Annotated in this window: 20 protein-coding genes; 6 read left to right on the top strand and 14 right to left on the bottom strand. The window is 72.6% G+C overall.

All coding sequences use genetic code 11. From position 1 onward, the window contains the following. Positions 1–78: 78 nt before the first annotated feature. Together IE182_RS13060 and IE182_RS13055 are read right to left on the bottom strand one after the other, a co-directional pair. Positions 79–1,167, bottom strand: a complete 1,089-nt coding sequence (locus IE182_RS13060; protein WP_190109941.1) for a branched-chain amino acid aminotransferase — start codon at positions 1,165–1,167, stop codon at positions 79–81. Positions 1,168–1,362: 195 nt separating this feature from the next. Continuing rightward, positions 1,363–2,442, bottom strand: coding sequence for a 3-isopropylmalate dehydrogenase (locus tag IE182_RS13055; protein ID WP_190109940.1), 1,080 nt, complete (start codon positions 2,440–2,442; stop codon positions 1,363–1,365). A gap of 130 nt (positions 2,443–2,572) precedes the next feature. Between IE182_RS13055 and IE182_RS13050 the strand changes: the two genes are divergently transcribed. Further along, positions 2,573–4,198, top strand: coding sequence for a purple acid phosphatase family protein (locus tag IE182_RS13050; protein WP_190109939.1), 1,626 nt, complete (start codon positions 2,573–2,575; stop codon positions 4,196–4,198). Here the strand turns inward: IE182_RS13050 and IE182_RS13045 are convergent. Beyond that, on the bottom strand, positions 4,192–4,335 hold the full coding sequence (locus IE182_RS13045; RefSeq protein WP_190109938.1) for a hypothetical protein: 144 nt from the start codon (positions 4,333–4,335) through the stop codon (positions 4,192–4,194). The two genes, IE182_RS13050 and IE182_RS13045, sit on opposite strands and share 7 nt — an antisense overlap. Positions 4,336–4,688: 353 nt before the next feature. Between IE182_RS13045 and IE182_RS13040 the strand changes: the two genes are divergently transcribed. The 3 genes from IE182_RS13040 (at position 4,689) to IE182_RS13030 (ending at position 7,863) form a co-directional block, all read left to right on the top strand. Next, the gene (locus IE182_RS13040) at positions 4,689–5,285 is read left to right on the top strand and encodes a CDP-alcohol phosphatidyltransferase family protein (RefSeq protein ID WP_190109937.1); all 597 of its coding nucleotides are present in this window, start codon (positions 4,689–4,691) and stop codon (positions 5,283–5,285) included. Next, complete coding sequence (locus IE182_RS13035; protein ID WP_190109936.1) at positions 5,282–6,148, top strand: phosphatidate cytidylyltransferase; 867 nt, start codon at positions 5,282–5,284, stop codon at positions 6,146–6,148. The genes IE182_RS13040 and IE182_RS13035 overlap by 4 nt, the downstream gene beginning before the upstream one ends. A 533-nt stretch (positions 6,149–6,681) precedes the next feature. Next, a complete protein-coding gene (locus IE182_RS13030; RefSeq protein ID WP_373303549.1) occupies positions 6,682–7,863 on the top strand; it encodes a lysophospholipid acyltransferase family protein in 1,182 nt (393 codons plus the stop codon). A gap of 115 nt (positions 7,864–7,978) precedes the next feature. Here IE182_RS13030 and pruA read toward each other — a convergent pair whose 3' ends face one another. Then, a complete protein-coding gene (gene pruA / locus IE182_RS13025) occupies positions 7,979–9,610 on the bottom strand; it encodes an L-glutamate gamma-semialdehyde dehydrogenase (protein WP_190109934.1) in 1,632 nt (543 codons plus the stop codon). A 44-nt stretch (positions 9,611–9,654) separates the two neighbouring features. Further along, on the bottom strand, positions 9,655–10,581 hold the full coding sequence (locus IE182_RS13020; RefSeq protein WP_190109933.1) for a proline dehydrogenase family protein: 927 nt from the start codon (positions 10,579–10,581) through the stop codon (positions 9,655–9,657). Between the two features lie 178 nt (positions 10,582–10,759). Here IE182_RS13020 and IE182_RS13015 point away from each other — a divergent pair, with 178 nt between their 5' ends. Continuing rightward, positions 10,760–12,007: a PucR family transcriptional regulator gene (locus IE182_RS13015; protein ID WP_190109932.1), complete on the top strand. Its 1,248-nt coding sequence runs from the start codon at positions 10,760–10,762 to the stop codon at positions 12,005–12,007. Positions 12,008–12,031: 24 nt separating this feature from the next. Here the strand turns inward: IE182_RS13015 and IE182_RS13010 are convergent, their stop codons facing one another. The 3 genes from IE182_RS13010 to IE182_RS13000 all read right to left on the bottom strand — a co-directional run bounded on the left by IE182_RS13010 (position 12,032) and on the right by IE182_RS13000 (position 14,152). Continuing rightward, positions 12,032–12,223, bottom strand: coding sequence for a ferredoxin (locus tag IE182_RS13010; RefSeq protein WP_190109931.1), 192 nt, complete (start codon positions 12,221–12,223; stop codon positions 12,032–12,034). Between the two features lie 20 nt (positions 12,224–12,243). Next, positions 12,244–13,470 carry a cytochrome P450 gene (locus tag IE182_RS13005; protein ID WP_190109930.1) on the bottom strand — a complete coding sequence of 409 codons (1,227 nt, stop codon included), beginning with the start codon at positions 13,468–13,470 and terminating at the stop codon, positions 12,244–12,246. An 85-nt stretch (positions 13,471–13,555) separates the two neighbouring features. Continuing rightward, positions 13,556–14,152: a TetR/AcrR family transcriptional regulator gene (locus IE182_RS13000; RefSeq protein ID WP_190109929.1), complete on the bottom strand. Its 597-nt coding sequence runs from the start codon at positions 14,150–14,152 to the stop codon at positions 13,556–13,558. 95 nt (positions 14,153–14,247) lie between these two features. Here IE182_RS13000 and IE182_RS12995 point away from each other — a divergent pair, with 95 nt between their 5' ends. Continuing rightward, positions 14,248–15,819: an MFS transporter gene (locus IE182_RS12995; protein ID WP_190109928.1), complete on the top strand. Its 1,572-nt coding sequence runs from the start codon at positions 14,248–14,250 to the stop codon at positions 15,817–15,819. 63 nt (positions 15,820–15,882) lie between these two features. Here the strand turns inward: IE182_RS12995 and serA are convergent, their stop codons facing one another. The 6 genes from serA to IE182_RS12965 all read right to left on the bottom strand — a co-directional run bounded on the left by serA (position 15,883) and on the right by IE182_RS12965 (position 25,690). Next, a complete protein-coding gene (gene serA, locus IE182_RS12990) occupies positions 15,883–17,487 on the bottom strand; it encodes a phosphoglycerate dehydrogenase (protein ID WP_190109927.1) in 1,605 nt (534 codons plus the stop codon). Positions 17,488–17,761: 274 nt separating this feature from the next. Next, complete coding sequence (gene ilvC, locus IE182_RS12985; protein WP_190109926.1) at positions 17,762–18,763, bottom strand: ketol-acid reductoisomerase; 1,002 nt, start codon at positions 18,761–18,763, stop codon at positions 17,762–17,764. 119 nt (positions 18,764–18,882) lie between these two features. Continuing rightward, positions 18,883–19,407 (bottom strand): acetolactate synthase small subunit, encoded by a 525-nt coding sequence (gene ilvN / locus IE182_RS12980; protein WP_189451234.1) that lies wholly within the window; start codon positions 19,405–19,407, stop codon positions 18,883–18,885. Positions 19,408–19,447: 40 nt separating this feature from the next. Then, a complete protein-coding gene (locus tag IE182_RS12975) occupies positions 19,448–21,316 on the bottom strand; it encodes an acetolactate synthase large subunit (protein WP_190109925.1) in 1,869 nt (622 codons plus the stop codon). 231 nt (positions 21,317–21,547) lie between these two features. Beyond that, a complete protein-coding gene (locus tag IE182_RS12970; RefSeq protein WP_190109924.1) occupies positions 21,548–24,541 on the bottom strand; it encodes a putative bifunctional diguanylate cyclase/phosphodiesterase in 2,994 nt (997 codons plus the stop codon). Between the two features lie 186 nt (positions 24,542–24,727). Continuing rightward, entirely contained in the window at positions 24,728–25,690 is a 963-nt protein-coding gene (locus IE182_RS12965; RefSeq protein ID WP_190109923.1) for a 2-hydroxyacid dehydrogenase, read from the bottom strand. Between the last annotated feature and the right edge of the window lie 5 nt (positions 25,691–25,695).

The following is a 25,695-nucleotide window of genomic DNA, read 5'->3' as shown; positions in this document are numbered from 1 at the left end:
TTGCGTACACGGCGCGGGAACGGCGGAGGCCGCCCGGCGACCGGGGTCGCGGGCGGCCTCGCCGGTGGGCCGGGGGCCTCAGCCGAGGGGGTGCATCCAGCCGTGGACGTCCTCGGCGGCGCCGGTCTGGATCTCCAGCAGCGCCTTGCGGAGCTTCAGGGTCACCTCACCGGGCTGCCCGTCGGAGTGGGTCCACTCGCCGCCCAGGGACTTCACGTGGCCGACCGGGGTGATCACGGCGGCGGTGCCGCAGGCGAAGACCTCGGTGAGGGTGCCGTTCTCGGTGTCGCGCTGCCACTGCTCGGTGGAGATGCGGCCCTCCTCGGACTCCAGGCCCAGGTCCCCCGCGACCTTCAGCAGCGAGTCGCGGGTGACGCCGGCCAGCAGCGAGCCGGTGAGCTCGGGCGTGATGATCTTATTGCCGTACACGAAGTACAGGTTCATCCCGCCCATCTCCTCGACCCACTTGTGCTCCAGCGCGTCCAGCCAGACCACCTGGTCGCAGCCCTTCTCGGCCGCCTCGGCCTGGGCGAGCAGCGAGGCCGCGTAGTTGCCGCCGGTCTTGGCGAAGCCCATGCCGCCGGGGACGGCGCGGACGTAGTTCTCGGAGAGCCAGACGGAGACGGGCTTGACGCCGCCGGGGAAGTACGCGCCCGCCGGGGAGGCGATGACGATGAAGAGGTACTCGTTGGCGGGCTTCACGCCGAGGCCGACCTCAGTGGCGATCATGAACGGGCGCAGGTAGAGGGACTCCTCGCCGCCGTGCGGCGGCACCCACGCCTGGTCCTGGCGGACCAGCACGTCGCACGCCTCGATGAACAGCTCGACCGGCAGCTCCGGCATGGCCAGCCGGCGGGCCGACGCCTGGAAGCGGCGGGCGTTGGCGTCGGGCCGGAACGTGGCGACGGAGCCGTCGGGGCGGCGGTACGCCTTGAGCCCCTCGAAGATCTCCTGGGCGTAGTGCAGGGTCATGTTCGCCGGGTCGATCGACAGCGGCGCGTACGGAACGAGCTGGGCGTCGTGCCAGCCGCGGCCCTCGGTCCACTTGATGGTCACCATGTGGTCGGTGAAGTGGCGGCCGAAGCCGGGGCTGGCCAGGATCTGCTCGCGCTCCGCGTCGGACAGCGGGTGCGAGGAGGGCTTGAGCTCGATCGTGGGCGTCGTCATGAATGCGTGTCCTTCACCTTGGTGTGTGGCGGACCGCGCTCACCGTCGTCCCGGCCGGGCCGGGACGTCCGAGCTTCTTCGCCTCTATTCGCGGCCCCACGTTCGATTATCGCTCGTGGGGTGGCTGACGGAAAACGTGTGCGCGGCCGGGAATCGATGGTGGCATCCGGCCGCGCCTGAGCACAGCGGCCGGGGTCAGCCGGTTGCGGAACCGGTGAGCAGCCGGGATACGAGGGCGTCGCCGACCTCGTCCGTGGTGCGGGGGGAGCCGGCCCCGGGGCCGGGAAGGTGCCCCGACCGGGCGGCCAGGTCCTCGGCCACGGCGGTCTCCACCCGTACCGCCTCCACCTCGTACCCGAGGTGGCGCAGCAGCAGGGCGACCGAGAGCACGGTGGCCGTGGGGTCGGCCTTTCCGGTGCCCGCGATGTCGGGCGCGGAGCCGTGGACCGGCTCGAACATCGAGGGGAAGTCACCGCTGGGGTTGACGTTGCCGGAGGCGGCGAGCCCGATGCCACCGGTGACGGCGGCGGCGAGGTCGGTGAGGATGTCGCCGAAGAGGTTGTCGGTGACGATCACGTCGAAGCGGCCCGGGTCGGTCACGAAGAAGATCGTGGCGGCGTCGACGTGCAGGTAGTCGGTGGTGACCTCGGGGTACTCCCGGCCCACGCGGTCGAAGACGCTCTTCCACAGGTGGCCGGCGTGGACGAGGACGTTGTTCTTGTGGACCAGGGTGAGCTTGCGGCGCGGACGGGCCTGGGCGCGCTCGTACGCGTCCCGGACCACGCGCTCCACCCCGTAGGCGGTGTTGACGCTGACCTCGGTGGCGACCTCGGCGGGGGTGCCGGTGCGCATCGATCCGCCGTTGCCGACGTAGGGGCCCTCGGTGCCCTCGCGGACGACGACGAAGTCGATGTCCGGGCTGCCGGCGAGCGGGGTCGCCGTATGGGGGAGCAGCTTCGAGGGACGCAGGTTGACGTAGTGGTCGAAGGCGAAGCGCAGCTTGAGGAGCAGGCCGCGCTCCAGCACCCCGGACGGCACGGAGGGGTCGCCGATCGCGCCGAGCAGGATCGCGTCGTGGTGCTTGAGGGAGTCCAGCTCGGCGTCCGGGAGGGTTTCGCCGGTGGCGTGCCAGCGGCGGGCGCCGAGATCGTACTCCCGGGTCTCCAGCTTGACGTCCGAAGGGAGCACGGCCGCAAGGACCTTGAGGCCCTGGGCCACGACTTCGGGGCCGATGCCGTCCCCGGGGATCACTGCGAGGCGAATGCTGCGAGACATACCGGGACCGTACTCCTCCGTCCCGCTGTATGACACGCCGCGTCCATCATATGGACGGAATGCCCCCCGGACAGGCCACATTCCCGCGAACCATGTGTCCCGGCCACCGGCCCCTGGCACGTTTCCCGGCATGGACACACCACGGGTAGGGATTCCCGGCCGCCTGGCGGGCCGGATGACGATGCCGGAACAGCACGAGTACCTGCGCAGCAAGTTCACCCGGCGCGGTGTGCTGCGCGCGGGCGCGGCCACGGCGGGGGCCGTCGCGGGCACGGGCCTGCTGGGCCCGCGCACGGCCGGCGCGCACGCCGGGGCGCTGTCGACCACCCTGCTCACCACCCCCGCCACGGCGAGGGTCGACGGTTCGCTCGTGGCGCCGTTCGGCCGGCACCTGGCGTTCGGGGCCGACCCGCGGACGCAGATGCGGATCTCCTGGCAGGTGCCCTTCGCCGTCCGGCGCCCGTTCGTGCGGGTGGGGCTGCAGCCGTGGGACCTCAGCCTGCAGATCCCGGCCGAGGTGCGCGCGCTGCACACCCCCGCCCTGACCAAGAAGCTCCCGCAGGTCGACCAGTTCTACCTGCACGCGGCGCTGGACAACCTCGCCCCCGGGCAGACCTACTTCTACGGCGTCGGCCACGACGGCTACGAGCCCGCCGACCCCCGCCGCTTCACCGCGACGGGGACGTTCACCACGGCGCCCGCGCAGCCGGAGCCGTTCGTCTTCACCGCCTTCGGCGACCAGGGCGTCAGCTATCACGCCCTCGCCAACGACCAGTTGATCCTCGGTCAGAACCCGTCCTTCCACCTGCACGCGGGCGACATCTGCTACGCCGACGACAGCGGCGCCGGAAAGCCCGGCGACGTCTACGACGCGCGCGTGTGGGACCAGTTCCTGGCCCAGACCGAGACGGTGGCCGCGCGGGTGCCGTGGATGGTGACGACCGGCAACCACGACATGGAGGCGTGGTACTCCCCCAACGGCTACGGCGGCCAGAGCGCCCGCTGGGCGCTGCCGGACAACGGCTTCGACCCCGTGCAGGCGCCGGGCGCCTACTCCTTCGTCTACGGCAACACCGCCGTCGTCGCCCTGGACGCCAACGACGTCTCGTACGAGATCGCCGCGAACACCGGCTACAGCGGCGGACGGCAGACCGCCTGGCTCGACCGGCGGCTCCGGGAGCTGCGCGAGGCGCCCGGCATCGACTTCCTCGTGGTCTTCTTCCACCACTGCGCCTACTCCACCACGCGGGCCCACGCCTCGGACGGCGGGGTGCGCGACGCGTGGGTACCGCTGTTCGACAAGCACCGGGTGGACCTCGTCATCAACGGCCACAACCACGTCTACGAGCGCACCGACGCGCTGCGGGGACGGCGGGTGGCCCGGCGGGTGCCGATCGGCGAGACCGTGGACTCCGTGCGGGACGGCATCGTGTACGTCACCGCCGGGGGCGCCGGAAAGGCGCTGTACGACTTCGGGGTGACGGACAGCCATGAGGGCCGGGTGAGGAACCTCGACAGCGTGCCCAGCTACCAGTGGCGCAAGGGCCGGGTGAAGAGCACGGAGGCGGTGGAGTGGTCACGGGTGCGCTACACCGGCCATTCGTTCCTCGCGGTCGAGGTCGAGCCCGGCCGTCACCCCCGGCTGAGGGTGACGGCCCTGGCGGAGGGCGGCTCGCGCATCGACCGCTTCGACGTGGTGCGGAGCGCTCCGCGGGCGGCGGAGGCACGCGGCGGCGCGGGCGACGGAGGTCAGTGACCGGTGACGCCGCCGTTGTCGCGGCGGTCGAGCGCGCGCTGGAGGGCGGCGGCGGCGTTCGCCCGGTCGGCCTTGCGCTCCGCGCTGTCGGACGTACGGGCGACACGGCGGATCCTGCGAACAGCGGTTTCGGCCATGGGTCACGTCTCCTCTTGAACAGTTCGATCAGTGCGATCAGTTCCGATGCAAATCCCCGGGAAGGTGGGACGAGAAGCCGGAGGAAGGGGGCGGGGGCCTGGGTGCGGCAGGGATCACCTGCACCGGCGCACCGGGCCGCGGCCGCCGTCGCTCGATGGAGCGGGTGGTTCGGCTGCTTCAACGCTAGGCCAGGGAGGCCGAGCTGTCTGCACAATTACTTGGTCTTCCTACTATCTGAGACGGTGGCCGTGGCAGCCGGGTGAATCGCTCAGGGCCGTCCGGGGCCGTCTGAGTACGTGCCTGAGTACCCGCGCCGATCCGCCGCCGGAGGGCGTGGGCGAAAGTAGCGGCCATGAACGGCCTGTACGCACTCAAGCCCTGGTACGCGGCCCGCCTCGGCGGGCTGCGCGCCACGCTCGCCCGGCGCGGGGTGTCCCCCGACTCCCTCACCGCCGCCGGCGTGCTCTGCGCGGCCGGCGCGGGGGCGGCGCTCGCGCTGCTGCCCGCCCCGCTGGCCGCCGTCCCCGTCGTCCCGCTCCTCGCGGCCCGGCTCGCCTTCGCCAACCTCGACGGCGCCCTCGCCCGCGACACCGGGCGCACCACCCGCCGCGGCGTCGTCCTCAACGAACTCGGCGACCGCGCCGCCGACCTGCTCGTCATCGCCGGCTTCCTGCCGCACGCGCCGCTGTGGCTGGTGGCCGTGGCGGCGCTCGCCGCGACGCTGCCGTCCTGGGTCTCGCTCGCGGGCACGGCCGCCGGGGCGCCCCGGCGCAACGGCGGTCCCGTGGGCAAGACCGAGCGCTGCCTGCTGGCGGCCGTGGCGGCGGCGACGGGCTGGGCCGTGCCGGTCCTGGCCGTGGTGGCGGTGGGTTCGGTGCTGACGGCCGGGCTGCGGCTGGGGTGGCTGCGGCGCGAGCTGGCGGAGCCTGCGGGGGGTGCGGGCCGATGAGCCTGATGGTGGAGCCCCAGGCGGCGCTCGACCGCGCCGTGGCCGTGGTCGCGGGCGCCCTCGCCGTCGGCGGTCTCGCCGTGGCGGTGCTGCCCGCGCGGGTGACGATGCGCCGTGAGCTGCGGCGGCGCTGGCTCACCTGGGCGGTGGCCGGGCCGGTCTTCGTCGGCGCCCTGCACCTCGGCCCGCTGGGCGGCTGGCTGCTGGCCGTGCTCCTGGGGCTGATCGCGGTCGCCGAGTACGCCCGGCTGGTCCGGCTGGGCGGGGGCGAGCGCTGGGTGCTGGGCGGGACCGTGGTCGTCCTGCCCTTCCTCCTCGTCCTCACCCCGCACGCCTTCGGGCTGCGGACCCTGGCGCTGCTCACCTTTCTCGCGGTGCTGCCCGCGGTGCTGTCGGGGGACACCTCGCGCGGCGCCGAACGGGCGGCGCGCACGGTGTTCGGGCTGGTGTGGATTCCGGTCGCGCTGACGGGCCTGGTGGCGCTGAACGGGCTGGCGGTCGCGGTCGGGGTGGCCGTCGCGTTCGGCGACGTGGCCGCGTGGTGCGGAGGCAAGGCCCTGCGGCACGTCTCCCCCACGCTCGCCCGCCCGCTCTCGCCCCTCTCCCCCAACAAGACCTGGGCGGGCGTCATCGGCGCCGGCATCGGGGTGGCCGCGGGCCTGGGGGCGGTGGGCGGCTTCACGGTCACCCTGTGGGCCGCGGTCCTGGCCGGCTGCGTCCTGGGCGACCTGCTCGAATCCATGATCAAACGAGAGGCGGGCGTCAAGGACGCCGGCACCTGGCTGCCGGGCTTCGGCGGCCTCCTCGACCGCATCGATTCCCTGCTGCTGGCGTTGCTGCTGGCGATGGCGGTGGCACTGTGACGACACGACGTTCCCGGCACACGGCACCGGCCGGCCGCCCGGCGGGCTCGGCGCCGAGGGTACGGCGCGGTCTGCGGGCCGTCGTACGCAGGACGCGACGGCGCCCGGCGCCCGGCGCGTACGCGCGGCCGGGCCTCCGCCGGGGCATCCGGCCGGCCCTGCTGCGCTCGCGCCTGACGGGCGCCACCGCGTGGCGACGACCGGCACGGTCCGCCTGGGCCCCCTGCCCACCGACGGGCCCGGCCCCCACCCCGAACACCGGTCCCCGCCGCCGCTTCCGCCCCGCCCGGCGAACCCCTGGCACACCGGGGGCCGCGCCGTCGGCGGCGGGGCCGGGCGCCGGCGCCGCGCGCCCCGGCGGCCGCAGTGCACGACCGACCGGCCGTACGGGCTCCGCGACGGCACGGCCCACGGGCGCCGGCCGCGCCGCGGGGGCGTACGCCGACACGGCGCGGGTCCCCGGGGCCGGGGCGGGCGGCGTCCACGCGCCGGCGGCCCGGCCCATGGGCGCAGGCGCTCCGGGTGGCGCCGGCGTGACGGGCGGGCGCCCGCTCCCGGCCGTCGTCGGTGCGTGGCTGCGGCGGGTGCTCTGGGTGGTGGTGCTGAGCTCTTCCGGCGGAATCTCCCGGAAGGGGCGGCTGCCGCGCGGGGGCTGCGTCGTCGTCGCCAACCACTCCTCGCACGCCGACACCGCCGCCCTGCTCGCCGCGCTCGACGCGCGCCACGCACCGCTGATCGGCGCCGCCGCCGACTACTGGTTCGCCACGCCCTGGCGGCGGCGCATCTGCCGTCGGCTCGCGGCCGGGTTCCCCGTCCGGCGCACCGGCGGTGGACTCGGCGACCTGCTCCTGCAGGCCGACGCCGTACGGGCCGGGCGGGCCGTGGTGCTCTTCCCCGAGGGCACGCGCGGACGGGACGGCGGGCTCGGGGAGTTCCACCGGGGCGCGCTGCTGCTCGCCGAGCGGGCCGGCGTCCCCGTGGTGCCGGTCGGGCTCGCCGGTACGGACCGGCTGCTGCCGAAGAACGGCCGGCTGCGGCCCGCCCTCGTCCGCGTGCGGATCGGGCAGCCGCTGTACGGCCCGGTCTCCCCCGGGCGGGCCCGTACGGCCGTCGCGGAGCTGGCGGCCGAAGCGGCGGCCCTCCCCGAGCGGGACTCGGCGCTGCGGCGCCGCATCGCGCGGGTCGTCGCGGGGCGGTGGGGCATCCCGGTCGCCTTCGCCTGGGCGGCGGCGGAGGCGCTGAGCTGGCCGCTGATGCCGGAGCTGTTCCTGGCCGTGGCCTGCGCGGCGGCCCCGCGGTCGGTGCTGCGGCTCTCGCTCTCCGCCCTGGCGGGCACGCTCGCGGGCGGGCTCCTCGCCCTGCACCTGGCCGCCTCCGGCGCCCACCTGCCGGCCCCGCTCACCACGGGGCGGATGCATGCGGAGGCCGCGCGTCAGCTCACGGTGGAGGGGGCGGACGCGGTGCGGCGCCAGCCGTGGAACGGCGTGCCCTTCAAGGTGTACGCGGCCGGGGCGGGCAGGGCCGGGGTGCCGGCCGGTGAGTTCGCCGCGTCGGCGGCGGCCGCCCGCTCCGTGCGCACGGTGGGCGTGGGGCTCGCGTTCGCGGCGCTCGGCGCGGCGGGACGGCGGCTGCGCCGCCTGTACCCGCTGTACCTGGCGCTGCTGGGTACCGGTTTCGCCCTGGGGCTGGGCCTGATCGTCGCGGGGTGGCGCTGAGGGAAGCGGCCCGGCGGCGGGTGCGGCCCGGGCGCCGGCCCCGTCCGTGCACACGCCTCCGCCCCCGGTCGGCCGGGGGGCCGTCCGGGGGCGGAGGTCACGGGGTGGGCGCAGGTCAGCCCATGTGCGGGTAGGTGTAGTCGGTCGGCGGGACCAGGGTCTCCTTGATCGACCGGGTCGACACCCAGCGCTGCAGGTTGCTCGCGGCACCCGCCTTGTCGTTGGTGCCCGAGGCGCGGCCGCCACCGAAGGGCTGCTGGCCGACGACGGCACCGGTCGACTTGTCGTTGATGTAGAAGTTGCCCGCGGCGAAGCGGAGCTTCTCCATCGCGTCGGCGGCCGCGTAACGGTCGCCGGCGATGATCGAGCCGGTCAGGGCGTACGCCGAGACGGACTCCATCTGGGCCAGCATCGTGTCGAAGTCGGCGTCCTCGTAGACGTGGACGGCGAGGATCGGGCCGAAGTACTCGGTCGTGAAGACCTCGTTCTCCGGGTCGCTGCACTCGATGACGGTCGGGCGGACGAAGTAGCCCACCGAGTCGTCGTACGTGCCGCCCGCGACGATCGTGCAGGTCGGGTCGGACTTGGCACGGTCGATCGCGGCCTTGTTCTTGGCGAACGAACGGTCGTCGATGACGGCGCCGATGAAGTGCGACAGGTCGGTGACGTCACCCATGGTGATGCCGTCGACCTCGGCCGCGAACTCCTCCTTGAAGCCGTCCTCCCAGATGGAGCGGGGGACGTAGGCGCGGGAGGAGGCCGAGCACTTCTGGCCCTGGAACTCGAAGGAGCCGCGGGTCAGCGCGGTCTTCAGGACGGCGCGGTCGGCGCTGGGGTGGGCGACGACGAAGTCCTTGCCGCCGGTCTCGCCGACCAGGCGCGGGTAGGACCTGTACTTCTCGATGTTGTTGCCGACCGTCTTCCACAGGTACTGGAAGGTCTTGGTCGAGCCGGTGAAGTGGATGCCGGCCAGCTCGGGGTGGTTCAGGGCCACCTCGGAGACGGCGATGCCGTCGCCGGTCACCAGGTTGATGACGCCCTTGGGCAGGCCGGCCTCCTCCAGCAGCTGCATGAGCAGCACGGCGGAGTGGGTCTGCGTCGGGGACGGCTTCCAGACGACCACGTTGCCCATGAGGGCGGGGGCGGTCGGCAGGTTGCCGGCGATGGCCGTGAAGTTGAACGGCGTGATCGCGTAGACGAAGCCCTCCAGCGGGCGGTGGTCGCTGCGGTTCCACACGCCGGCGGAGTTGGCGACCGGCTGCTCGGCGAGGATCTGGCGCGCGAAGTGCACGTTGAAGCGCCAGAAGTCGACGAGCTCGCAGGGGGTGTCGATCTCGGCCTGCTGGGCGGTCTTGGACTGGCCGAGCATGGTGGAGGCGGCCAGCGTCTCGCGCCAGGGGCCGGCCAGCAGCTCGGCGGCGCGCAGGATGATCGCGGCGCGGTCGTCGAAGGACATCGCGCGCCAGGCCGGGGCGGCGGCGAGGGCGGCGTCGATCGCGTCCTGGGCGTCGGCCTGCGTGGCGTGGTGGAAGGTGCCGAGGACGGCGGCGTGGTTGTGCGGCTGGACGACCTTGAAGGGCTCGCCGCCACCCATCCGCTTCTCGCCGTTGATGGTCATCGGCAGGTCGATGGGGTTGGCCGCCAGCTCCTTGAGCTTGGCCTCAAGGCGGGCACGCTCGGGCGAGCCGGGGGCGTAGGTGTGCACCGGCTCGTTGACCGGCGCGGGGACCTGGGTCACAGCGTCCATGGGTTCCGTGTCTCCTTCGGGGCTTCGAGGGGGGTTCGGGGGGCTCAGCCCGTGGTGAGGATGGAGCGGGCGAAGAACAGCAGGTTCGCCGGCTTCTCGGCCAGGCGGCGCATGAAGTAGCCGTACCAGTCGGTGCCGAACGCCGTGTAGACGCGCATCCGGTGGCCCTCGGCGGCCAGGCGGACGTGCTCGTCACTGCGGATGCCGTACAGCATCTGGAACTCGTACTCGTCCAGCTTGCGGCCCGCCTGCCGGGCCAGCTCCTGTGTGATGGCGATCAGACGCGGGTCGTGCGATCCGATCATCGGGTAGCCCTCGCCCGCCATCAGGATCTTGATGATGCGGACGAACGCCCTGTCGATCTCGGCCTTGTCCTGGTACGCGACGGAGGCAGGCTCCTTGTACGCACCCTTCACGATACGCACACGGCTGCCGGCCGCGGCGAGCCTGTGGGCGTCGTCCTCGGTGCGGAAGAGGTACGCCTGGATGACGCAGCCGGTCTGCGGGAAGTCCTTCCGCAGCTCCTCGTGGATGGCGAACATCGAGTCGAGGGTGGTGTGGTCCTCGGCGTCCAGGGTGACCGTGGTGCCGATGGCGGCGGCGGCCTCGACGACCGGGCGGACGTTGGCGAGCGCCAGCTCGTGGCCCCCCTCCAGGGCCTGGCCGAACATGGACAGCTTGACCGACATCTCGGCGCGGGCGCCCAGGCCCAGCTCCTTGAGGCGGTCGATCAGCTCCAGGTAGGCGTCGCGCGCGGCGTACGACTGCTCGACCGTGGTGATGTCCTCGCCCACGACGTCCAGGGTGACCTCAAGGCCCTTGGCCGAGGCGTCCTCGACGATCGGGATGACCTGGTCGACGGTCTCGCCCGCGATGAAGCGGGCGACGACCTGCTTGGTGCCCGGGGCAGCCGACACGAAACGCCGCATTTTGTCGCTGCGCGACGCAGCGAGGATCACGGGACCCAGCACGGGGCACCTCCACGATGACGGCCGCTCCACCTGGGATGACGGCATAAGTAACTCAACGTGAAACGTAGGGTTCACGCCACCGCGCTGCCCATCGACAGCTGTCACGCATCGGTGGCCGGGATCTCAGACAGATGTATGACAATGGGGTCCGACGGATACAGAAGGGAGCACGGCGCGCATGCGTGGCGAGTACCAGCAGCTCGTGGACGACATCTCGGCGGCGCTCGGCGCTCCCGCGACACTGGAGGACCGGGACTTCGGTCTGATCGCGTTCGGCGCCCACGGGAGCGACGACGACCTCGACCTGATGATGGACCCGGTCCGCACGCGGTCGATCCTGCAGCGGCGGTCGACGGCGGCGGTACGGGCGTGGTTCGAGGCGTTCGGCATCGCCCGGGCGCAGGCGCCGCTGCGCATCCCGCCGGACCCGGCGGCGGGGGTGTTCAAGGGCCGGATCTGCCTGCCCGTGCGCCACCGGGGCGTGGTGCACGGCTATGTGTGGCTGCTGGACGACGAACACCTGGCCGGGCTGGACCTCAGCGTGCCCTTCGCCGATCCGCGCCTCGCGCAGGCGATGGAGAGCGCGGCCCGCATCGGCGCCCTGCTGGCGGCGGAGGCCCGGGCCGGGGCGGAGCTCGGGGAGCTGCTGCGGGAACTGCTGACGGCCCGGCCGGCCGGGCAGGAGGCGGCGCGCGGCGCGCTGCGGGAGGCGCTCGGCACGGCGGCGGACGGGCCGCTGGCGCTGGTGGCGGTGGCGCCCTGGCGCACAGCGGCCGAGGACGGCGAAGCGGATCAGCCGGGGGCCCCGGACGGTGCGGGCTCGGCGCTGGCGGCGCAGTCGGGGGTGGCCGCGATGTGTGCGGTGCCGGAGGCGCTGCCGGACGGCGGGGCGGCGCTGGCCGCCCTGATCCGGCTGCGCGCCACCTCCTCCCCCGCCCCGGCGCTGGCGGCCGCCGACCGGCTGCTGCGTTCACCGCGGGCGGGGGCCGGGGAGCCGGCGCCGGCGCAGGCCGCGGCCGGGATCGCGACGCCCCGCAAGGGGCTGGCGGAGCTGCCCGCGGCCTGGACGGAGGCGCTGGGGGCCGCGCGGGCCGCGGTGGCGGAGCGGCGGCTGGGGCCGGTGGCCCAGTGGGCGGGGATCGGCCCGTACCGGGTGCTGACCGGGCTCGCGGCCGAGCACACGGCGGACCCGGCGGTGCTGCCGCTGCTGGCGCCCGCGTACACCAAGCTGGCCCGCACGGCCGAGGTGTACCTCGACTGCGCGGGCCAGGCGGGCCGTGCGGCGGCGGCCCTGGGCATCCACCGGCAGACCCTCTACTACCGTCTGGGCCGGGTGGAGCAGCTGACGGGCCTCGATCTGGACGACGGCGAGGACCGGCTGCTGCTGCACATGACCCTCAAGGGCTCCCGGCTGCAGCGGCCGTGACGGCCCCCGCGGGCGCTCGGCCGGCTATTCGCCGGCCGTGACGGCCTGCACGGGACAGCCGCGCACCGCTTCCTTGACGAGCGGGTTGCCCGCGCCGTCCTCCTTGCCCGGGATGACCGTGCCGAAGCCGTCCTCGTCCTGGGTGAAGACGTCGGGAGCGGTCAGGGCGCACATGCCCGAGCCGATGCAGACGTCGGAGTCGATACTGATGCGCATTCCGGTGCTCCGTTCTTCGGTCACCAGGTGACCGGGAGTGCGTAGAGACCTTGCAGGGTGTCGCCGGGCTTGATGGGCACCTCGTCAGGAGCAACGGCCAGACGCAGGGTGGGGATACGGGCGAAAAGGGTGCTGAGGGCTATTTCCATCTCGGCGCGCGCCAGGTTCTGGCCCAGGCACTGGTGGACGCCGTAGCCGAAGGCCACATGGTGGCGGGCGACCCGGCGCACGTCGAGGGCGCCGGGGTCCGCGTAGACGCCGGGGTCCCGGTTGATGGTGGAGGTGGGCAGCAGGACGCCGTCGCCGGCGCGGATGGTGTGCCCGCCGATCTCGATGTCCTGCGTGGCGACGCGCACCATGCCGTCGGCGATGGACAGGTAGCGCATCAACTCCTCGACGGCACCCGGCATCAGGGCGGGGTCGGCACGCAGCGCCGCCAGCTGCCCAGGGTGTTCGAGGAGGGTGTACGTCCCGAGGGTGATCATGTTGGACGTGGTCTCGTGGCCGGCGACGAGCAGGATCATGGCCAGGAGGGCGAGCTCCTCGCGGTCGAGCTCGCCCGTGCGGAGGCGGTCGGCGATGAGGTCGTCGAGGAGCCCGTCGCCGGGGTGCGCCTCCTTGGCCGCCACGAGGCGGTGGAGGTAGTCCTTCAGCTCCTCCCGCGCCGCGCCGGACTCCTCGGCGGTGGGTGCGGTGAGCAGCGCGCGGGAGCGGCCCTCGAAGAACTCGTGGTCGGCGTAGGGGACCCCGAGGAGCCGGCAGATGACCATCGACGGCACGGGCAGGGCGAACGCGGAGTGGAGCTCGGCCTCCTGGCCGCCTTCGAGCATGGCGTCGATGACGTCGTCCACGATGGCCTGGATCGCCGGGCGCATGCCGGCGATGCGTTTGAGGCCGAAGCTCGGGATCAGCATCCGCCGCTGGCGGGCGTGCTCGGGGTCGTCGACCCCCAGGAGCGGGATGTCGAGCTCGGCCTGGTTCGCGAAACGTTCCAACACGACGGGGAAGGAAGGATTCTTCCGGTCGGCGGAGAGCCGTGGGTCGGCCAGCAGGGCGCGGGCCTCGGCGTGGCCGGTGACGGCCCACACCTGCCGGCCGTCGTAGAGGGTCATGCGGCCCACCGGCCCGCGCTCGGCCAACTCTGGATAGGCGGCGGGCGGGTGGTACGGACAGGTGCGGTCCTGCGGGAAGGAGGGGGCGTAGGGGGCAGGGGAACGGGCATCGGTCACGAGCAACCTCCCGGACATTCCTACTGGTGTACTCGGGCAACCAGTACAGCGAATACCTCCCGGTTACGTCCAGTACGCCCCATCAACCCGCCCCCGCGCAACGCTATTTCTCCGGAGCCTCCAGCACCGTCCCCGCCACCGCGCGGCGCATGCCCTCGACGACGTCCCGGCCCTTGGGCACCTGCTTCGGGTCGATGAGCCACTGCACCCACAGCCCCGTGAACAGCGCGTAGTACAGGAAGCCGGTGGTCCGCGCCGCCCCGGCCGGCACCTCGCTGTCCTCCACCCCTTCGAAAACGGCCACCAGCCCCTCGCGCCCTTGCGGCATCACCGCAGCGAACCGCTCGCGGAGTTCGGGATGGTTGCCCAGCTGTCCGATGACCTCCAACTGGGCGGCCCAGAAGCGGCGATCGCCCTCGAAGCTGTCGACGATGCCGTCGACGACGGCGGCGAGCCGCTCGTCACGGGGGACGCCGGCCTCGGCGGCGCGGGCCAGGGCCCGGGTGATCTGCTCCCCCCAGTCCTCGGTCAGCTTCAGGAACGCCTCCATCATCAGCGCGTCCTTCGAGCCGTAGTGATAGCCGATCGAGGCGAGGTTGGCGCCCGAGGCCGCCACGATGTCGCGCGCGGTGGTGCGCACCCAGCCCTTGTCCAGCAGGCAGCGCTTGGCGCCGTCGAGCAGATCTTCCCGGTGTCCCATACCCGCACCCTAGCGCGCTCTATACGTACGTTCCAGACGATCGTCTTATACAAGCGTTCTAGACAGGCGTTTAAGACGTGCGTATATTCCTCGGCATGACGAACCCCAGCGCACCCCTCGCCGGGCGCAGGGAGTGGACGGCCTTCGTCGTCCTCCTGCTGCCCCTCCTCCTGGTCTCGATGGACGTCTCGGTCCTCTTCTACGCCGTGCCCGTGATCAGCGAGGACCTCCAGGTCACCGGCGCCCAGCAGTTGTGGATCTTCGACGTCTACGCCTTCGCCCTCGCCGGGCTGCTGATCACGATGGGTTCGCTCGGCGACCGGATCGGCCGCCGGAAGCTGCTGCTGTTCGGCGCGGCGGCCTTCGGGGCGGCGTCCGTGGCGGCCGCGTACGCGCGGGACGCCGAGACGCTCATCGCGGCCCGCGCGGTGCTCGGCGTCGGCGGCGCGACGCTGATGCCCTCGACCATGGCGCTGGTGCGCACCATGTTCCGGAACGACAAGCAGCGCAGTAAGGCCGTCGGCATCTGGTCCGGCGCCATGGCGGGCGGCATCGCCCTGGGGTCCGTGGTGGGCGGCGTGCTGCTGGAGCACTTCTGGTGGGGCTCGGTCTTCCTGATCAACGTGCCGGCCATGGTGCTGCTGCTCGTCCTCGTGCCCGCCCTCGTCCCCGAGTCCAAGGACCCCGCTCCGGGCGCCTTCGACCTGCTGAGCGTCCCGCTGTCGATGGGGGCCGTCCTGCCCGTGGTCTACGGGCTGAAGCAGACGGCGGCCGACGGGTTCACCCTGCCGTCCACCGCGTGCGTGACCGCGGGCACGGTCGTCGGCTGGTTCTTCGTACGCCGCCAGCGCACCCGGCGCGACGCCATGATCAGCCGTGACCTCTTCCGGCGGCGCGGCTTCGGCATCGGCGTCACCGTCAACACCGTCGCCTCGGTCGGCATGATGGGCTCGGCCTACTTCACGACGCAGTACCTCCAGAGCGTGCTCGGCAAGAGCCCCCTGGACGCCGCCCTGTGGGGCCTGCTGCCGTCGCTGGCGGTGGCCGCCGTCGCCCCGCTGGCGACCGCCGCCGCCCAGAAGGCGGACAAGGCCCTCGTCATCGCCGCCGGCTTCCTCGTCGGCGCCGCCGGCTACGGCGTGCTCGCCCTGTCGGACACCGACTCCCTCGCCCTGGCCCTGACCGGTGCCGCCCTCATCTGCTGCGGCATCGTCACCGTCATGGCCCCCGCCTCGGACATGGCCCTGGCCACCGCCCCGCCGGAGAAGGCCGGTTCGGCCGCCGCACTGCTGGAGACCGGCCAGGAGTTCGGCAACGCCCTCGGCATGGCGGTCTTCGGCTCCGTCGGCACCGCGGTCTACCGCCGCGACGTGACGGACACGATGCCGTCGGACCTGCCGCAGGGCACGCTGGAGACGGTGCGCGAGACGCTCGGCGGAGCCATCGGGGTCGCTGCACACCTGCCGGGCCGTACCGGCGGGGCGGTGCTCGGCGCGGCGCGGGAGGCGTTCACCCACGGCATGGCCGTCGCCTCCGTCGGGGGCGCCGCCCTCCTGGCCCTGGCCGCGCTCCTCGCGGTGACCACCCTGCGGGGCGTACGGACCGGGAACACGACCGCGGACGCCGACGGGTCCGTCGTCCCGGAGCCGGCCCCGGCCCGGTCCTGAAAAACAGCGAGCCCCCGGAGCCCGTCAGGGTCCGGGGGCTCGTGGCTGTCGGAGCCCGGAAGCTCAGTCCGTCAGGTTGACGGCCCGGACCGACGTGGCGCCGATCTCCGCGGCGATCTCCGTGAGGACGGCCGGCGGCACCGACTCGTCGACGGTCAGGGCCACCAGGGCCTCGCCGCCCTCCGCCGCCCGCGAGACCTGCATGCCGGCGATGTTGATGCCGGCCTCGCCCAGGATCCGGCCCAGCGTGCCGACGACGCCCGGACGGTCCTCGTAGCGCAGGAAGGCCATGTGCTCGGCCAGGGCGAGGTCCACGTCGTGGTCGCCGACCGCGACGATCTTCTGCAGGTTCTTCGGACCGGCCAGCGTGCCGGAGATGGAGACCTCGCCGCCGCCGGACAGCGTGCCGCGCACGGTGACGACGTTGCGGTGGTCGGGCGACTCCGAGCCCGTCGTCAGCCGCACCTCGACGCCGCGCTCCTGCGCGAACAGCGGGGCGTTCACGTACGAGACGGTCTCGTCGACGACGTCCTCGAACACGCCCTTCAGCGCGGAGAGTTCGAGGACCTTCACGTCGTGCTGCGTGATCTCGCCGTAGACCTCGACGTCGAGGCGCACCGCCACCTCGCCCGCCAGGGCGGTGAAGATCCGGCCGAGCTTCTCGGCCAGCGGCAGCCCCGGCTTGACGTCCTCGGCGATGACGCCGCCCTGGACGTTGACCGCGTCCGGCACCAGCTCGCCGGCCAGCGCGAGCCGCACGGACTTGGCGACGGCGATGCCGGCCTTCTCCTGGGCCTCGCCCGTGGACGCGCCCAGGTGCGGGGTGGCCACGACGTTGTCGAACTCGAACAGCGGGGAGTCGGTGCACGGCTCGGACGCGTAGACGTCGAGACCGGCGGCGGCGACCCGGCCCTCCTTCAGGGCGGTGGCCAGGGCGGCCTCGTCGACGATGCCGCCGCGCGCGGCGTTGACGATGCGCACGGACGGCTTGACCTTGTGCAGCGCGTCGTCGCCGATGAGCCCGATCGTCTCGGGCGTCTTGGGCAGGTGCACGGTGATGAAGTCGGCGGCCTGGAGCAGCTCGTCGAGCGACAGCAGCTTGACGCCCATCTGGGCGGCGCGCGCCGGCTGCACGTACGGGTCGTAGGCGACGACCTTCATCCCGAAGGCGGACATCCGCTGGGCGACGAGGACGCCGATGCGGCCCAGGCCGACGACGCCGAGGACCTTCTCGCTCAGCTCGACGCCGGTGTACTTCGACCGCTTCCACTCGCCGTTCTTCAGCGCGGAGTTGGCCTGCGGGATGTTGCGGGCCGTGGCGATCAGCAGGCCGCAGGCCAGCTCGGCGGCGGTGACGATGTTGGAGGTGGGCGCGTTGACGACCATGACGCCGGCCTTGGTGGCGGCGGAGACGTCGACGTTGTCGAGGCCGACGCCGGCCCGGGCGACGACGCGCAGCTTCCGGGCGGCCGCCACCACCTCGGCGTCGATCCTGGTGGCGGAGCGCACGAGGATGGCGTCGACGTCGGCGACCGCGGGCAGCAGCGCGGAGCGGTCGGCGCCGTTGCAGTGCCGGATCTCGAAGTCGGGACCCAGGGCGTCGACGGTGGCGGGCGACAGCTCTTCGGCGATGAGTACGACGGGTTTGCGAGACGAAGCAGGGCTCACGGGGTCTCAGTCCTCACTAGTCCAGTGGGGGTCCCTCCCGTGCCGTCAAGGCCACGGGGGAGGACGGCCGTCCCGACGGCCGAGGCGGTGAAGGGGGCAGCCGCGTGGAAGACGCACGACGCTGTGAGCCTGACGCGTTGTGCCCGCAGTGTATCGGGGCGTCCCGGCCGGGCTCCGGGCCGTTGCGGAAACGTCACCCGCCGGGGTCTGGACACCACGGACACCGCGGGACGGATCCGGGCCCCGGGGGGTGCCCCGGGGCCCGGCCGGCGGACTACTCCTTGTCGTCGACCCAGCTCATCAGCTTGCGCAGCTTCTTGCCGGTGGTCTCCAGCAGGTGGTCCTCGTCCGCCTTCTTGTACTCGTTGTACTTCGGCAGACCCTCCTGGTACTCCTTCATCCAGTTCTTGGCGAAGGTGCCGTCCTGGATCTCGCCGAGGACCTTCTTCATCTCGGCCTTGGTCGCGTCGGTGACGATGCGCGGGCCGGTGACGTAGTCGCCCCACTCGGCGGTCTCGGAGACGGACCAGCGCATCTTCTCCAGGCCGCCCTCGTACATGAGGTCGACGATGAGCTTCAGCTCGTGGAGGCACTCGAAGTAGGCGATCTCGGGCTGGTACCCGGCCTCGACCAGGGTCTCGAAGCCGGCCTTGACCAGCGCCGAGGCACCGCCGCACAGGACGGCCTGCTCGCCGAAGAGGTCGGTCTCGGTCTCCTCGGTGAAGGTGGTCTTGATGACGCCGGCGCGGGTGCCGCCGATGGCCTTGGCGTAGGAGAGGGCCAGCGCGAAGGCGTTGCCGGAGGCGTCCTGCTCGACGGCGGCGATGCAGGGGACGCCGCGGCCCTCCTCGTACTGACGGCGCACCAGGTGGCCCGGGCCCTTGGGGGCGACCATGCAGACGTCGACGCCGGCCGGGGGCTTGATGAAGCCGAAGCGGATGTTGAAGCCGTGGCCGAAGAAGAGGGCGTCGCCGTCCTTGAGGTTGTCCTTGACGGACTCCTCGTAGACCTTGGCCTGGATCGGGTCCGGCACGAGGACCATGATGACGTCGGCCTCGGCCGCGGCCTCGGCCGGCGTGACGACGCGCAGGCCCTGCTCCTCGGCCTTCTGGCGGGACTTGGAGCCCTCGTGGAGGCCCACGCGGACGTCGACGCCCGAGTCGCGCAGCGACAGCGCGTGGGCGTGGCCCTGGCTGCCGTAGCCGAGGACCGCGACCTTGCGGCCCTGGATGATGGAGAGGTCGGCGTCGTTGTCGTAGAAGAGCTCGGCAGCCACTGGGGATATCTCCTTGTTTCCGGTGTGTCCGGTGTTACGTCCCACCGTATGACGGGCGGGGTGCGGGAAGGGTGAGGGGTGCCGCCGCGCGCGGCCGCGGGCGGCGGCGCGCACGCGGGTCAGGCCGAGCGGTCGAGGGCGCGCAGGCTGCGGTCGGTGATGGACCGCGCGCCGCGCCCTATGGCGATCGTCCCGGACTGCACCAGCTCCTTGATGCCGAACGGCTCCAGCATCTTGAGCATGGCGCCGAGCTTGTCGCTGCCGCCGGTCGCCTCGATGGTGACGGCCTCCGGGGAGACGTCGACGGTCTTGGCGCGGAAGAGCTGGACGATCTCGACGATCTGGGAGCGGGTCTCGTTGTCGGCGCGGACCTTCACCAGGACGAGTTCGCGCTGGATGGCCGCGCTGTCCTCCAGCTCGACGATCTTCAGCACGTTGACGAGCTTGTTGAGCTGCTTGGTGACCTGCTCCAGCGGCAGCGACTCGACGTTGACGACGATCGTGATGCGGGAGATGTCGGGGTGCTCGGTGACCCCGACGGCGAGGGAGTCGATGTTGAAACCGCGGCGGGAGAACAGCGCGGCGACCCGGGCGAGGATGCCGGGGGTGTTCTCCACCAGGACGGAGAGCGTGTGCTTGGTCATGGGATGGCCTGGGAGCCTCTCGTCTCGAAGTCGGTGGCGGTCAGTCGTCGTCGATGCCGTCGAAGTCCGGGCGCACGCCACGAGCCGCGAGGATCTCGTCGTTGGAGGTGCCGGCGGCGACCATCGGCCAGACCATGGCGTCCTGGTGGACGATGAAGTCGACCACGACGGGACGGTCGTTGATGGCGTTGGCCTCGGCGATGACCTTGTCCAGGTCGGCGGGGTCCTCGCAGCGCAGCCCGACGCAGCCCATGGCCTCGGAGAGTTTGACGAAGTCGGGGACGCGGGTGCCGGCGGCGGCCTCCTTGCCGTCCGACTCCGGGCCGGAGTGCAGGACGGTGTTGGAGTAGCGCTGGTTGTAGAAGAGCGTCTGCCACTGCCGGACCATGCCCAGGGCGCCGTTGTTGATGATGGCGACCTTGATGGGGATGTTGTTCAGCGCGCAGGTGACCAGTTCCTGATTGGTCATCTGGAAGCAGCCGTCGCCGTCGACGGCCCACACGGTGCGGTCCGGCCGGCCGGCCTTGGCGCCCATGGCGGCGGGCACGGCGTAGCCCATGGTCCCGGCGCCGCCGGAGTTGAGCCAGGTCTGCGGCTGCTCGTAGCGGATGAAGTGCGCGGCCCACATCTGGTGCTGGCCGACGCCGGCGGTGTAGATGGTGTTCTCGGGCGCGAGCTCCCCGATGCGCTGGATGACCTGCTGCGGGGAGAGGCTGCCGTCCTCGGGCTGGTCGTAGCCCAGCGGGTAGGTGTCCCGCCAGCGGCTGAGGTCCGTCCACCACTCGGTGTAGTCGCCGGTGTGGCCGTCCGCGTGCTCGGCCTGGACGGCGACGATCAGGTCGGCCAGGACCTCGCGGGCGTCGCCCACGATCGGCACGTCGGCGGTGCGGTTCTTGCCGATCTCCGCCGGGTCGATGTCCGCATGGACGATCTTGGCGTACGGGGCGAAGGAGTCCAGCTTGCCGGTGACGCGGTCGTCGAAGCGGGCGCCGAGGGCGATGATCAGGTCGGCCTTCTGCAGCGCGGTGACCGCGGCGACCGAGCCGTGCATGCCGGGCATGCCCACGTGCAGCGGGTGGCTGTCGGGGAAGGCGCCCAGGGCCATCAGGGTGGTGGTGACGGGGGCGCCGGTCAGCTCGGCGAAGACCTTGAGCTCGGCGGTGGCCCTGGCCTTGAGCACGCCGCCGCCGACGTACAGCACCGGGCGCCGGGCCTGGGTGAGCAGCTTGGCCGCCTCGCGGATCTGCTTGGCGTGCGGCTTGGTCACCGGGCGGTAGCCGGGCAGGTCGGTCTGGGGCGGCCAGACGAAGGTCGTACGGGCCTGGAGGGCGTCCTTGGCGATGTCGACCAGCACCGGGCCGGGGCGGCCGGTGGAGGCGACGTGGAACGCCTCGGCGATGGTGCGCGGGATCTCGGCGGGGTCGGTGACCAGCCAGTTGTGCTTGGTGATCGGCATGGTGATGCCGCAGATGTCCGCCTCCTGGAAGGCGTCCGTGCCGATCGACTTGGACGACACCTGCCCGGTGATCGCGACCAGCGGCACCGAGTCCATGTGGGCGTCGGCGATGGGGGTGACGAGGTTCGTCGCGCCCGGGCCCGAGGTGGCCATGCAGACGCCGACCCTGCCGGTGGCCTGCGCGTAGCCGGTGGCCGCGTGGCCGGCGCCCTGCTCGTGGCGGACGAGGACGTGGCGGACCTTCGAGGAGTCCATCATCGGGTCGTAGGCGGGGAGGATCGCGCCGCCGGGGATGCCGAAGACGGTGTCGGCCCCTACCTCTTCCAGGGAGCGGATGAGGGACTGCGCACCGGTGAGGTGCTGCTCGACGATGGCGGGCTGCTGCGCCCCGCCGCTTCGGGGCCGCGGCTGCGGATGATGATGGGCCCCGGTGGCCTGCTCTGTCATCGACATTCTCTTCTCGAAGGCTTCGGTTTCGACGGTTTCGACGGGTGTTCGAGGGGTGTCAGTGCGACTTCGATGGGTGTCAGTGCAACAAAAAACCCCTCGTGCCGTGAGGCAAGCGAGGGGAGCGCGCCGGTGTGGTCAGCAGGACTTCATGGGCCTGCTTCAGCCGACGCGCTTTCCAAGTACGAGAATTCGGGTGCGCATGAAAACGACCCTCCCTCTGGGGCACCTGAAGTGTCAAGTGGGTGGGACGGGCGTCTCATTATTTGAGCGCAATGGAGCATGTGCGAGGGCTCCCGCACCGCCCACTGCTCCGGAGCGTACGGGCAGTGCGCCTCCGACGAGCACCTCACGGCCGCCCCCGGCGGATTCACTCGGGAGGGTGTAGGGGCCGCTGTCGAGGGCGTGCTGCAGCCGGGCCTCGTCGAGCGCTCCGGCGAAGGCGGCGCCCTGGCCGTGGGTGCAGCCCATGGCGAGCAGGGCGCGGGCCTGCTCGGGCTCGTCGACGCCGTCGGCGACGGAGAGCATGCCGAGGTCGCCGGCGATCCGCAGCAGCCCTGCGGTGATCTTGTGCAGCCGGGCGGAGTCGGCGACCCCTTCGACCAGGCCCCGGTCGAGCTTGAGGACGTCGATGGGGAGCCGGCGCAGGGCGCTCATGGCGGCGTATCCGCTGCCGAAGCCGTCGAGCGCGATGCGCACCCCGAAGCGGCGCAGCGAGGCCAGCCGGCGTTCGAGCTCGTCGAGGGGGATGCGCGGGTCGCTGCCGGAGAGCTCCAGGACCAGGGAGCCCGCGGGCAGGCCGTGGCGGAGCACGATCGCCTCGATGTTCTTGGGCGGCAGCGACTTGTCCAGGAGGCGGGCGGCGGACAGGCGGACGTGGACGGGCACGGCGTGGCCCGCACGGCGGCGCCGGTCGGCCTGCTCGACGGCCCTCTCCAGCGTCCAGCGGCCGAGCTCGGCGGTGCGGGCGCTCTCGTCGCCGCGGTCCATCTCGGCCACCCGCAGGAACTCGTCGGGGGTGAAGAGGATGCCCTGGGCGGAGCGCCAGCGGGCCTGCGCACAGACGGCGGTGATGCGGCCGGTGGCCAGCTCGACGACGGGCTGGTGCAGCAGGGCGAACTCGCCGTCGTGCAGGGCGGTGCGCAGCCGGGTGGCGAGCTCGGTGCGGCGCACGACGTCGGCCTGCATCTGCGGTGCGTACAGCTCGACGCGGCCCTTGCCGGCCTGCTTGGCGCGGTACATGGCCAGGTCGGCGTTGCGCATGAGGGTGCCGGGGGTGATGTCCGGCTCGGCGAAGGCCACGCCGATGCTGGCGGCGACGCGGACCTCGGTGCCGCCCTCGACCAGGTAGGGCTGGGAGAGGGTGACGCGCAGCCGGTCGGCGATCTCCAGGATGCGGTACTCCCGGGCGGCGGCGTCGCGGGTTCCGTCGCCGATGATGAGCGCGGCGAACTCGTCGCCGCCGAAGCGGGCGGTGGAGTCGCCGGCGCGCACCGAGTCCTGGAGGCGGCGGGCGGCCTGGACCAGGAGTTCGTCGCCGGCCTGGTGGCCGACGGTGTCGTTGACGGCCTTGAAGCCGTCGAGGTCGATGAAGAGCACGGCGGTGCCGGCGTCGGTGACTCTGCGGCCGGCGAGGGCCTGCTGGACGCGCCGGGTGAACAGGGCGCGGTTGGGCAGGTCGGTGAGCGGGTCGTGCTCGGCGGTGTGCTGCAACTGGGCCTGCAGCCGGACGCGTTCGGTGACGTCGCGGCTGTTGAAGATCAGACCGCCGTGGTGGCGGTTGACGGTGGATTCGACGTTGAGCCACTCGCCGCTGCCGGAGCGGAAGCGGCACTCGATGCGCGTGGTGGGTTCCTCCGCGGGCGGTGCCGCGAGGAAGCGGCGCACCTCGTGGACGACGCGGCCCAGGTCCTCGGGGTGGATGAGGGTGGCCAGTTCGGAGCCGACGAGCTCCTCGGCGTCGCGGCCGTAGACCCCGGCGGCGGCCGGGCTGACGTAGCGCAGTATGCCGGTGGGTGCGGCGATCATGATGACGTCGCTGGAGCCCTGCACCAGGGAGCGGAAGTGGTTCTCCTTCTGGGCCAGCTCCTGGGTGAGGGAGATGTTGTCCAGCAGCATGATGCCCTGGCGGACGACGAGTGCCAGGACGACCGTGCAGCCCGTGAACAGCACGACGCGGTCGACGTGGTGGCCGTCCAGGACGTTGTACAGGATGCCCAGGGTGCAGACGGCGGCGGCCAGGTACGGGGTGAGGGCGGCGAGGGAGCCGGCGATGGGCCGGCCGGCGGGCGGCACGGCCCGGCCGCGCCGGGCGAGGGTCTCCTCGCCCTCCTCCCGTGCCACCCAGGGCGCGTACGCCATGAGCATGTAGCCGGCGAACCAGCCCGCGTCGAGGATCTGCCCCGAGCGGTAGTGTTCGCGCAGCAGCGGCGAGGTGAACAGCGCGTCGCACAGGACCGTCAGGGCCAGGGCCGCGATGGCGGTGTTGATGGCGGAGCGGTTGGCGGACGAGCGCTTGAAGTGCAGCGCCAGCACCATGGACACCAGCACGATGTCCAGCAGCGGGTAAGCGAGGGAGAGCGCGGCGTGGGCGACGGTCTCGCCCGCGAAGTGCGCGGTGTGGGCGAGGGCCAGGCTCCAGGAGAGCGTCAGCAGCGAGCCGCCGATCAGCCAGGAGTCCAGCGCCAGGCAGACCCAGCCGGCGCGGGTGACCGGGCGGCGGGCGAGCACCAGCAGGCCGATGATGGCGGGCGGTGCGAACAGCAGGAAGCAGAAGTCGGCCGGCGAGGGGCTCGGCACGTGCCGGCCCAGGACGACCTCGTACCAGCCCCAGACGAAGTTGCCGAAGCCGGCCATCGCGGAGGAGGCGGCGAACAGCAGCCAGGCGGGCCGGAAGCGGGTGCTGCGGGTGCGTCCGTACCAGAAGCAGGAGGCGGCGGCGAGCCCGGCGGCGCCGCTGAGGCCGAAGTCGCCCATGGTGGTGGCCAGCTCGGCCGAGCCCCAGCCGAAGACGGCGCCGGTGGCGTAGCCGCCGCAGACGACGGCGAGGAACAGCTGGGGGAACACGCCCGGGCGGCCGGCCTGGGCCGGCCGGCCGGTCAGGGCCGCTCCGGGCGCGCTCACCGCGCCGCCGCCCTGAACGGGCCGCCGGTCCTCGGGAGCCGTCGGGCCGGGGTCGCCGCGCCGTGCGGTCGCGGTCGGTGCTTGAGCCGCGTCGGGTAGATCGTCCATTGGCCGTGCATCGCCCGTCGCCCCCCTTGAGTTCCGGTACTTCGCTGCGCCCGTACGGTGCGCGGAGCAGCCCCCGTCGGGACGATACACCAGAGTCGTCACTCAGGGACATAGCTCATATACATAGCGTAACTAGCTACCGGATTACGGATACACAGCGCAGCCAAACGGTGCCTCTACGTGGTATCAGACGGCGGTGGCTACGACATTCCGCAGAGGCTCGTCCCGTGCGAATCTGGTCAGTTGATCTCGCAGGAGGGCCTTGGCGCGGGGCAGGAACGCCGAGGAGGGGCCGCCCACATGGGGCGTGACGAGGACTCCCGGGGCCTTCCACAGCGGGTGACCGGCGGGCAGCGGCTCGGGGTCCGTCACGTCCAGGGCGGCCAGCAGCCGGCCGCTCTCCAGCTCGGCCAGGAGCGCCTCGGTGTCCACGACCTTGCCGCGGGCGACGTTCACCAGGAGCGCGCCGTCCTTCATACGGGCGAGGAAGGCGGTGTCCACGAGGCCCGTGGTCTCCGGGGTGAGCGGCGTCGCGAGGATCACCACGTCGGCGTCGGGCAGCAGTTCCGGCAGGGCCGTCACGGGATGGACCGGGCCGCGTGCTGCCGTGCGCGGGGAGCGCGCGACGCGCACAACCCGCGCGCATTCAAAGGGAACGAGCCGGTCCTCGATGGCGGCGCCGATCGAGCCGTAGCCGACGACGAGCACCGACTTGTCGGCGAGCGCCGGCCGGAAGGACGGCCTCCACTCCCCCGCGTCCTGGGCGCGGACGAAGCCGGGGACGTCACGGAGGGAGGCGAGGACGAGCGTCAGGGCCAGCTCGGCGGTGCTCGCGTCGTGCAGGCCGCGGGCGTTGCACAGCCGTGCGCCGGAGGGCAGCCGCCCCACCTCGGGCAGGAGGTCGTCCACACCGGCGGTCAGGGCCTGGACGACGCGCACGCCCGTCATCGCGGGCAGCGGGCGCGTCTCCACGGCGGCGCCCTTCATGTAGGGGATGCCGTAGAAGGCGCAGCGCGCCGGATCGGTGGGGAAGTCGGGACCGCCGTCCCAGTAGGCGTACTCCAGGCCCTCGGGAAGGCCGTCGATCTCCTCGGGACGGATCGGCAGCCAGGCGAGGGGTCGCTGGGAACCGCTGTGATCTGCGCTCATGTCTG

It is taken from the genome of Streptomyces cinnamoneus (assembly GCF_014650495.1).
In the GTDB taxonomy this organism is placed as follows: domain Bacteria; phylum Actinomycetota; class Actinomycetes; order Streptomycetales; family Streptomycetaceae; genus Streptomyces; species Streptomyces cinnamoneus.
Note: the sequence above shows the minus strand (reverse complement) of the source record. Positions and strands in the feature narration are given on the sequence as shown.

Coding starts and splice junctions, on each gene's coding strand:
- IE182_RS12975 (WP_190109925.1), bottom strand. CDS start 21,316: ATGTCGATGACAGAGCAGGCCACCGGGGCCCATCATCATCCGCAGCCG.
- IE182_RS13000 (WP_190109929.1), bottom strand. CDS start 14,152: ATGGGACACCGGGAAGATCTGCTCGACGGCGCCAAGCGCTGCCTGCTG.
- IE182_RS13010 (WP_190109931.1), bottom strand. CDS start 12,223: ATGCGCATCAGTATCGACTCCGACGTCTGCATCGGCTCGGGCATGTGC.
- IE182_RS12970 (WP_190109924.1), bottom strand. CDS start 24,541: ATGGACGATCTACCCGACGCGGCTCAAGCACCGACCGCGACCGCACGG.
- IE182_RS13050 (WP_190109939.1), top strand. CDS start 2,573: ATGGACACACCACGGGTAGGGATTCCCGGCCGCCTGGCGGGCCGGATG.
- IE182_RS13015 (WP_190109932.1), top strand. CDS start 10,760: ATGCGTGGCGAGTACCAGCAGCTCGTGGACGACATCTCGGCGGCGCTC.
- IE182_RS13005 (WP_190109930.1), bottom strand. CDS start 13,470: ATGTCCGGGAGGTTGCTCGTGACCGATGCCCGTTCCCCTGCCCCCTAC.
- IE182_RS13055 (WP_190109940.1), bottom strand. CDS start 2,442: ATGTCTCGCAGCATTCGCCTCGCAGTGATCCCCGGGGACGGCATCGGC.
- ilvN (WP_189451234.1), bottom strand. CDS start 19,407: ATGACCAAGCACACGCTCTCCGTCCTGGTGGAGAACACCCCCGGCATC.
- IE182_RS12995 (WP_190109928.1), top strand. CDS start 14,248: ATGACGAACCCCAGCGCACCCCTCGCCGGGCGCAGGGAGTGGACGGCC.
- IE182_RS13045 (WP_190109938.1), bottom strand. CDS start 4,335: ATGGCCGAAACCGCTGTTCGCAGGATCCGCCGTGTCGCCCGTACGTCC.
- IE182_RS13060 (WP_190109941.1), bottom strand. CDS start 1,167: ATGACGACGCCCACGATCGAGCTCAAGCCCTCCTCGCACCCGCTGTCC.
- pruA (WP_190109934.1), bottom strand. CDS start 9,610: ATGGACGCTGTGACCCAGGTCCCCGCGCCGGTCAACGAGCCGGTGCAC.
- IE182_RS12965 (WP_190109923.1), bottom strand. CDS start 25,690: ATGAGCGCAGATCACAGCGGTTCCCAGCGACCCCTCGCCTGGCTGCCG.
- IE182_RS13040 (WP_190109937.1), top strand. CDS start 4,689: ATGAACGGCCTGTACGCACTCAAGCCCTGGTACGCGGCCCGCCTCGGC.
- IE182_RS13035 (WP_190109936.1), top strand. CDS start 5,282: ATGAGCCTGATGGTGGAGCCCCAGGCGGCGCTCGACCGCGCCGTGGCC.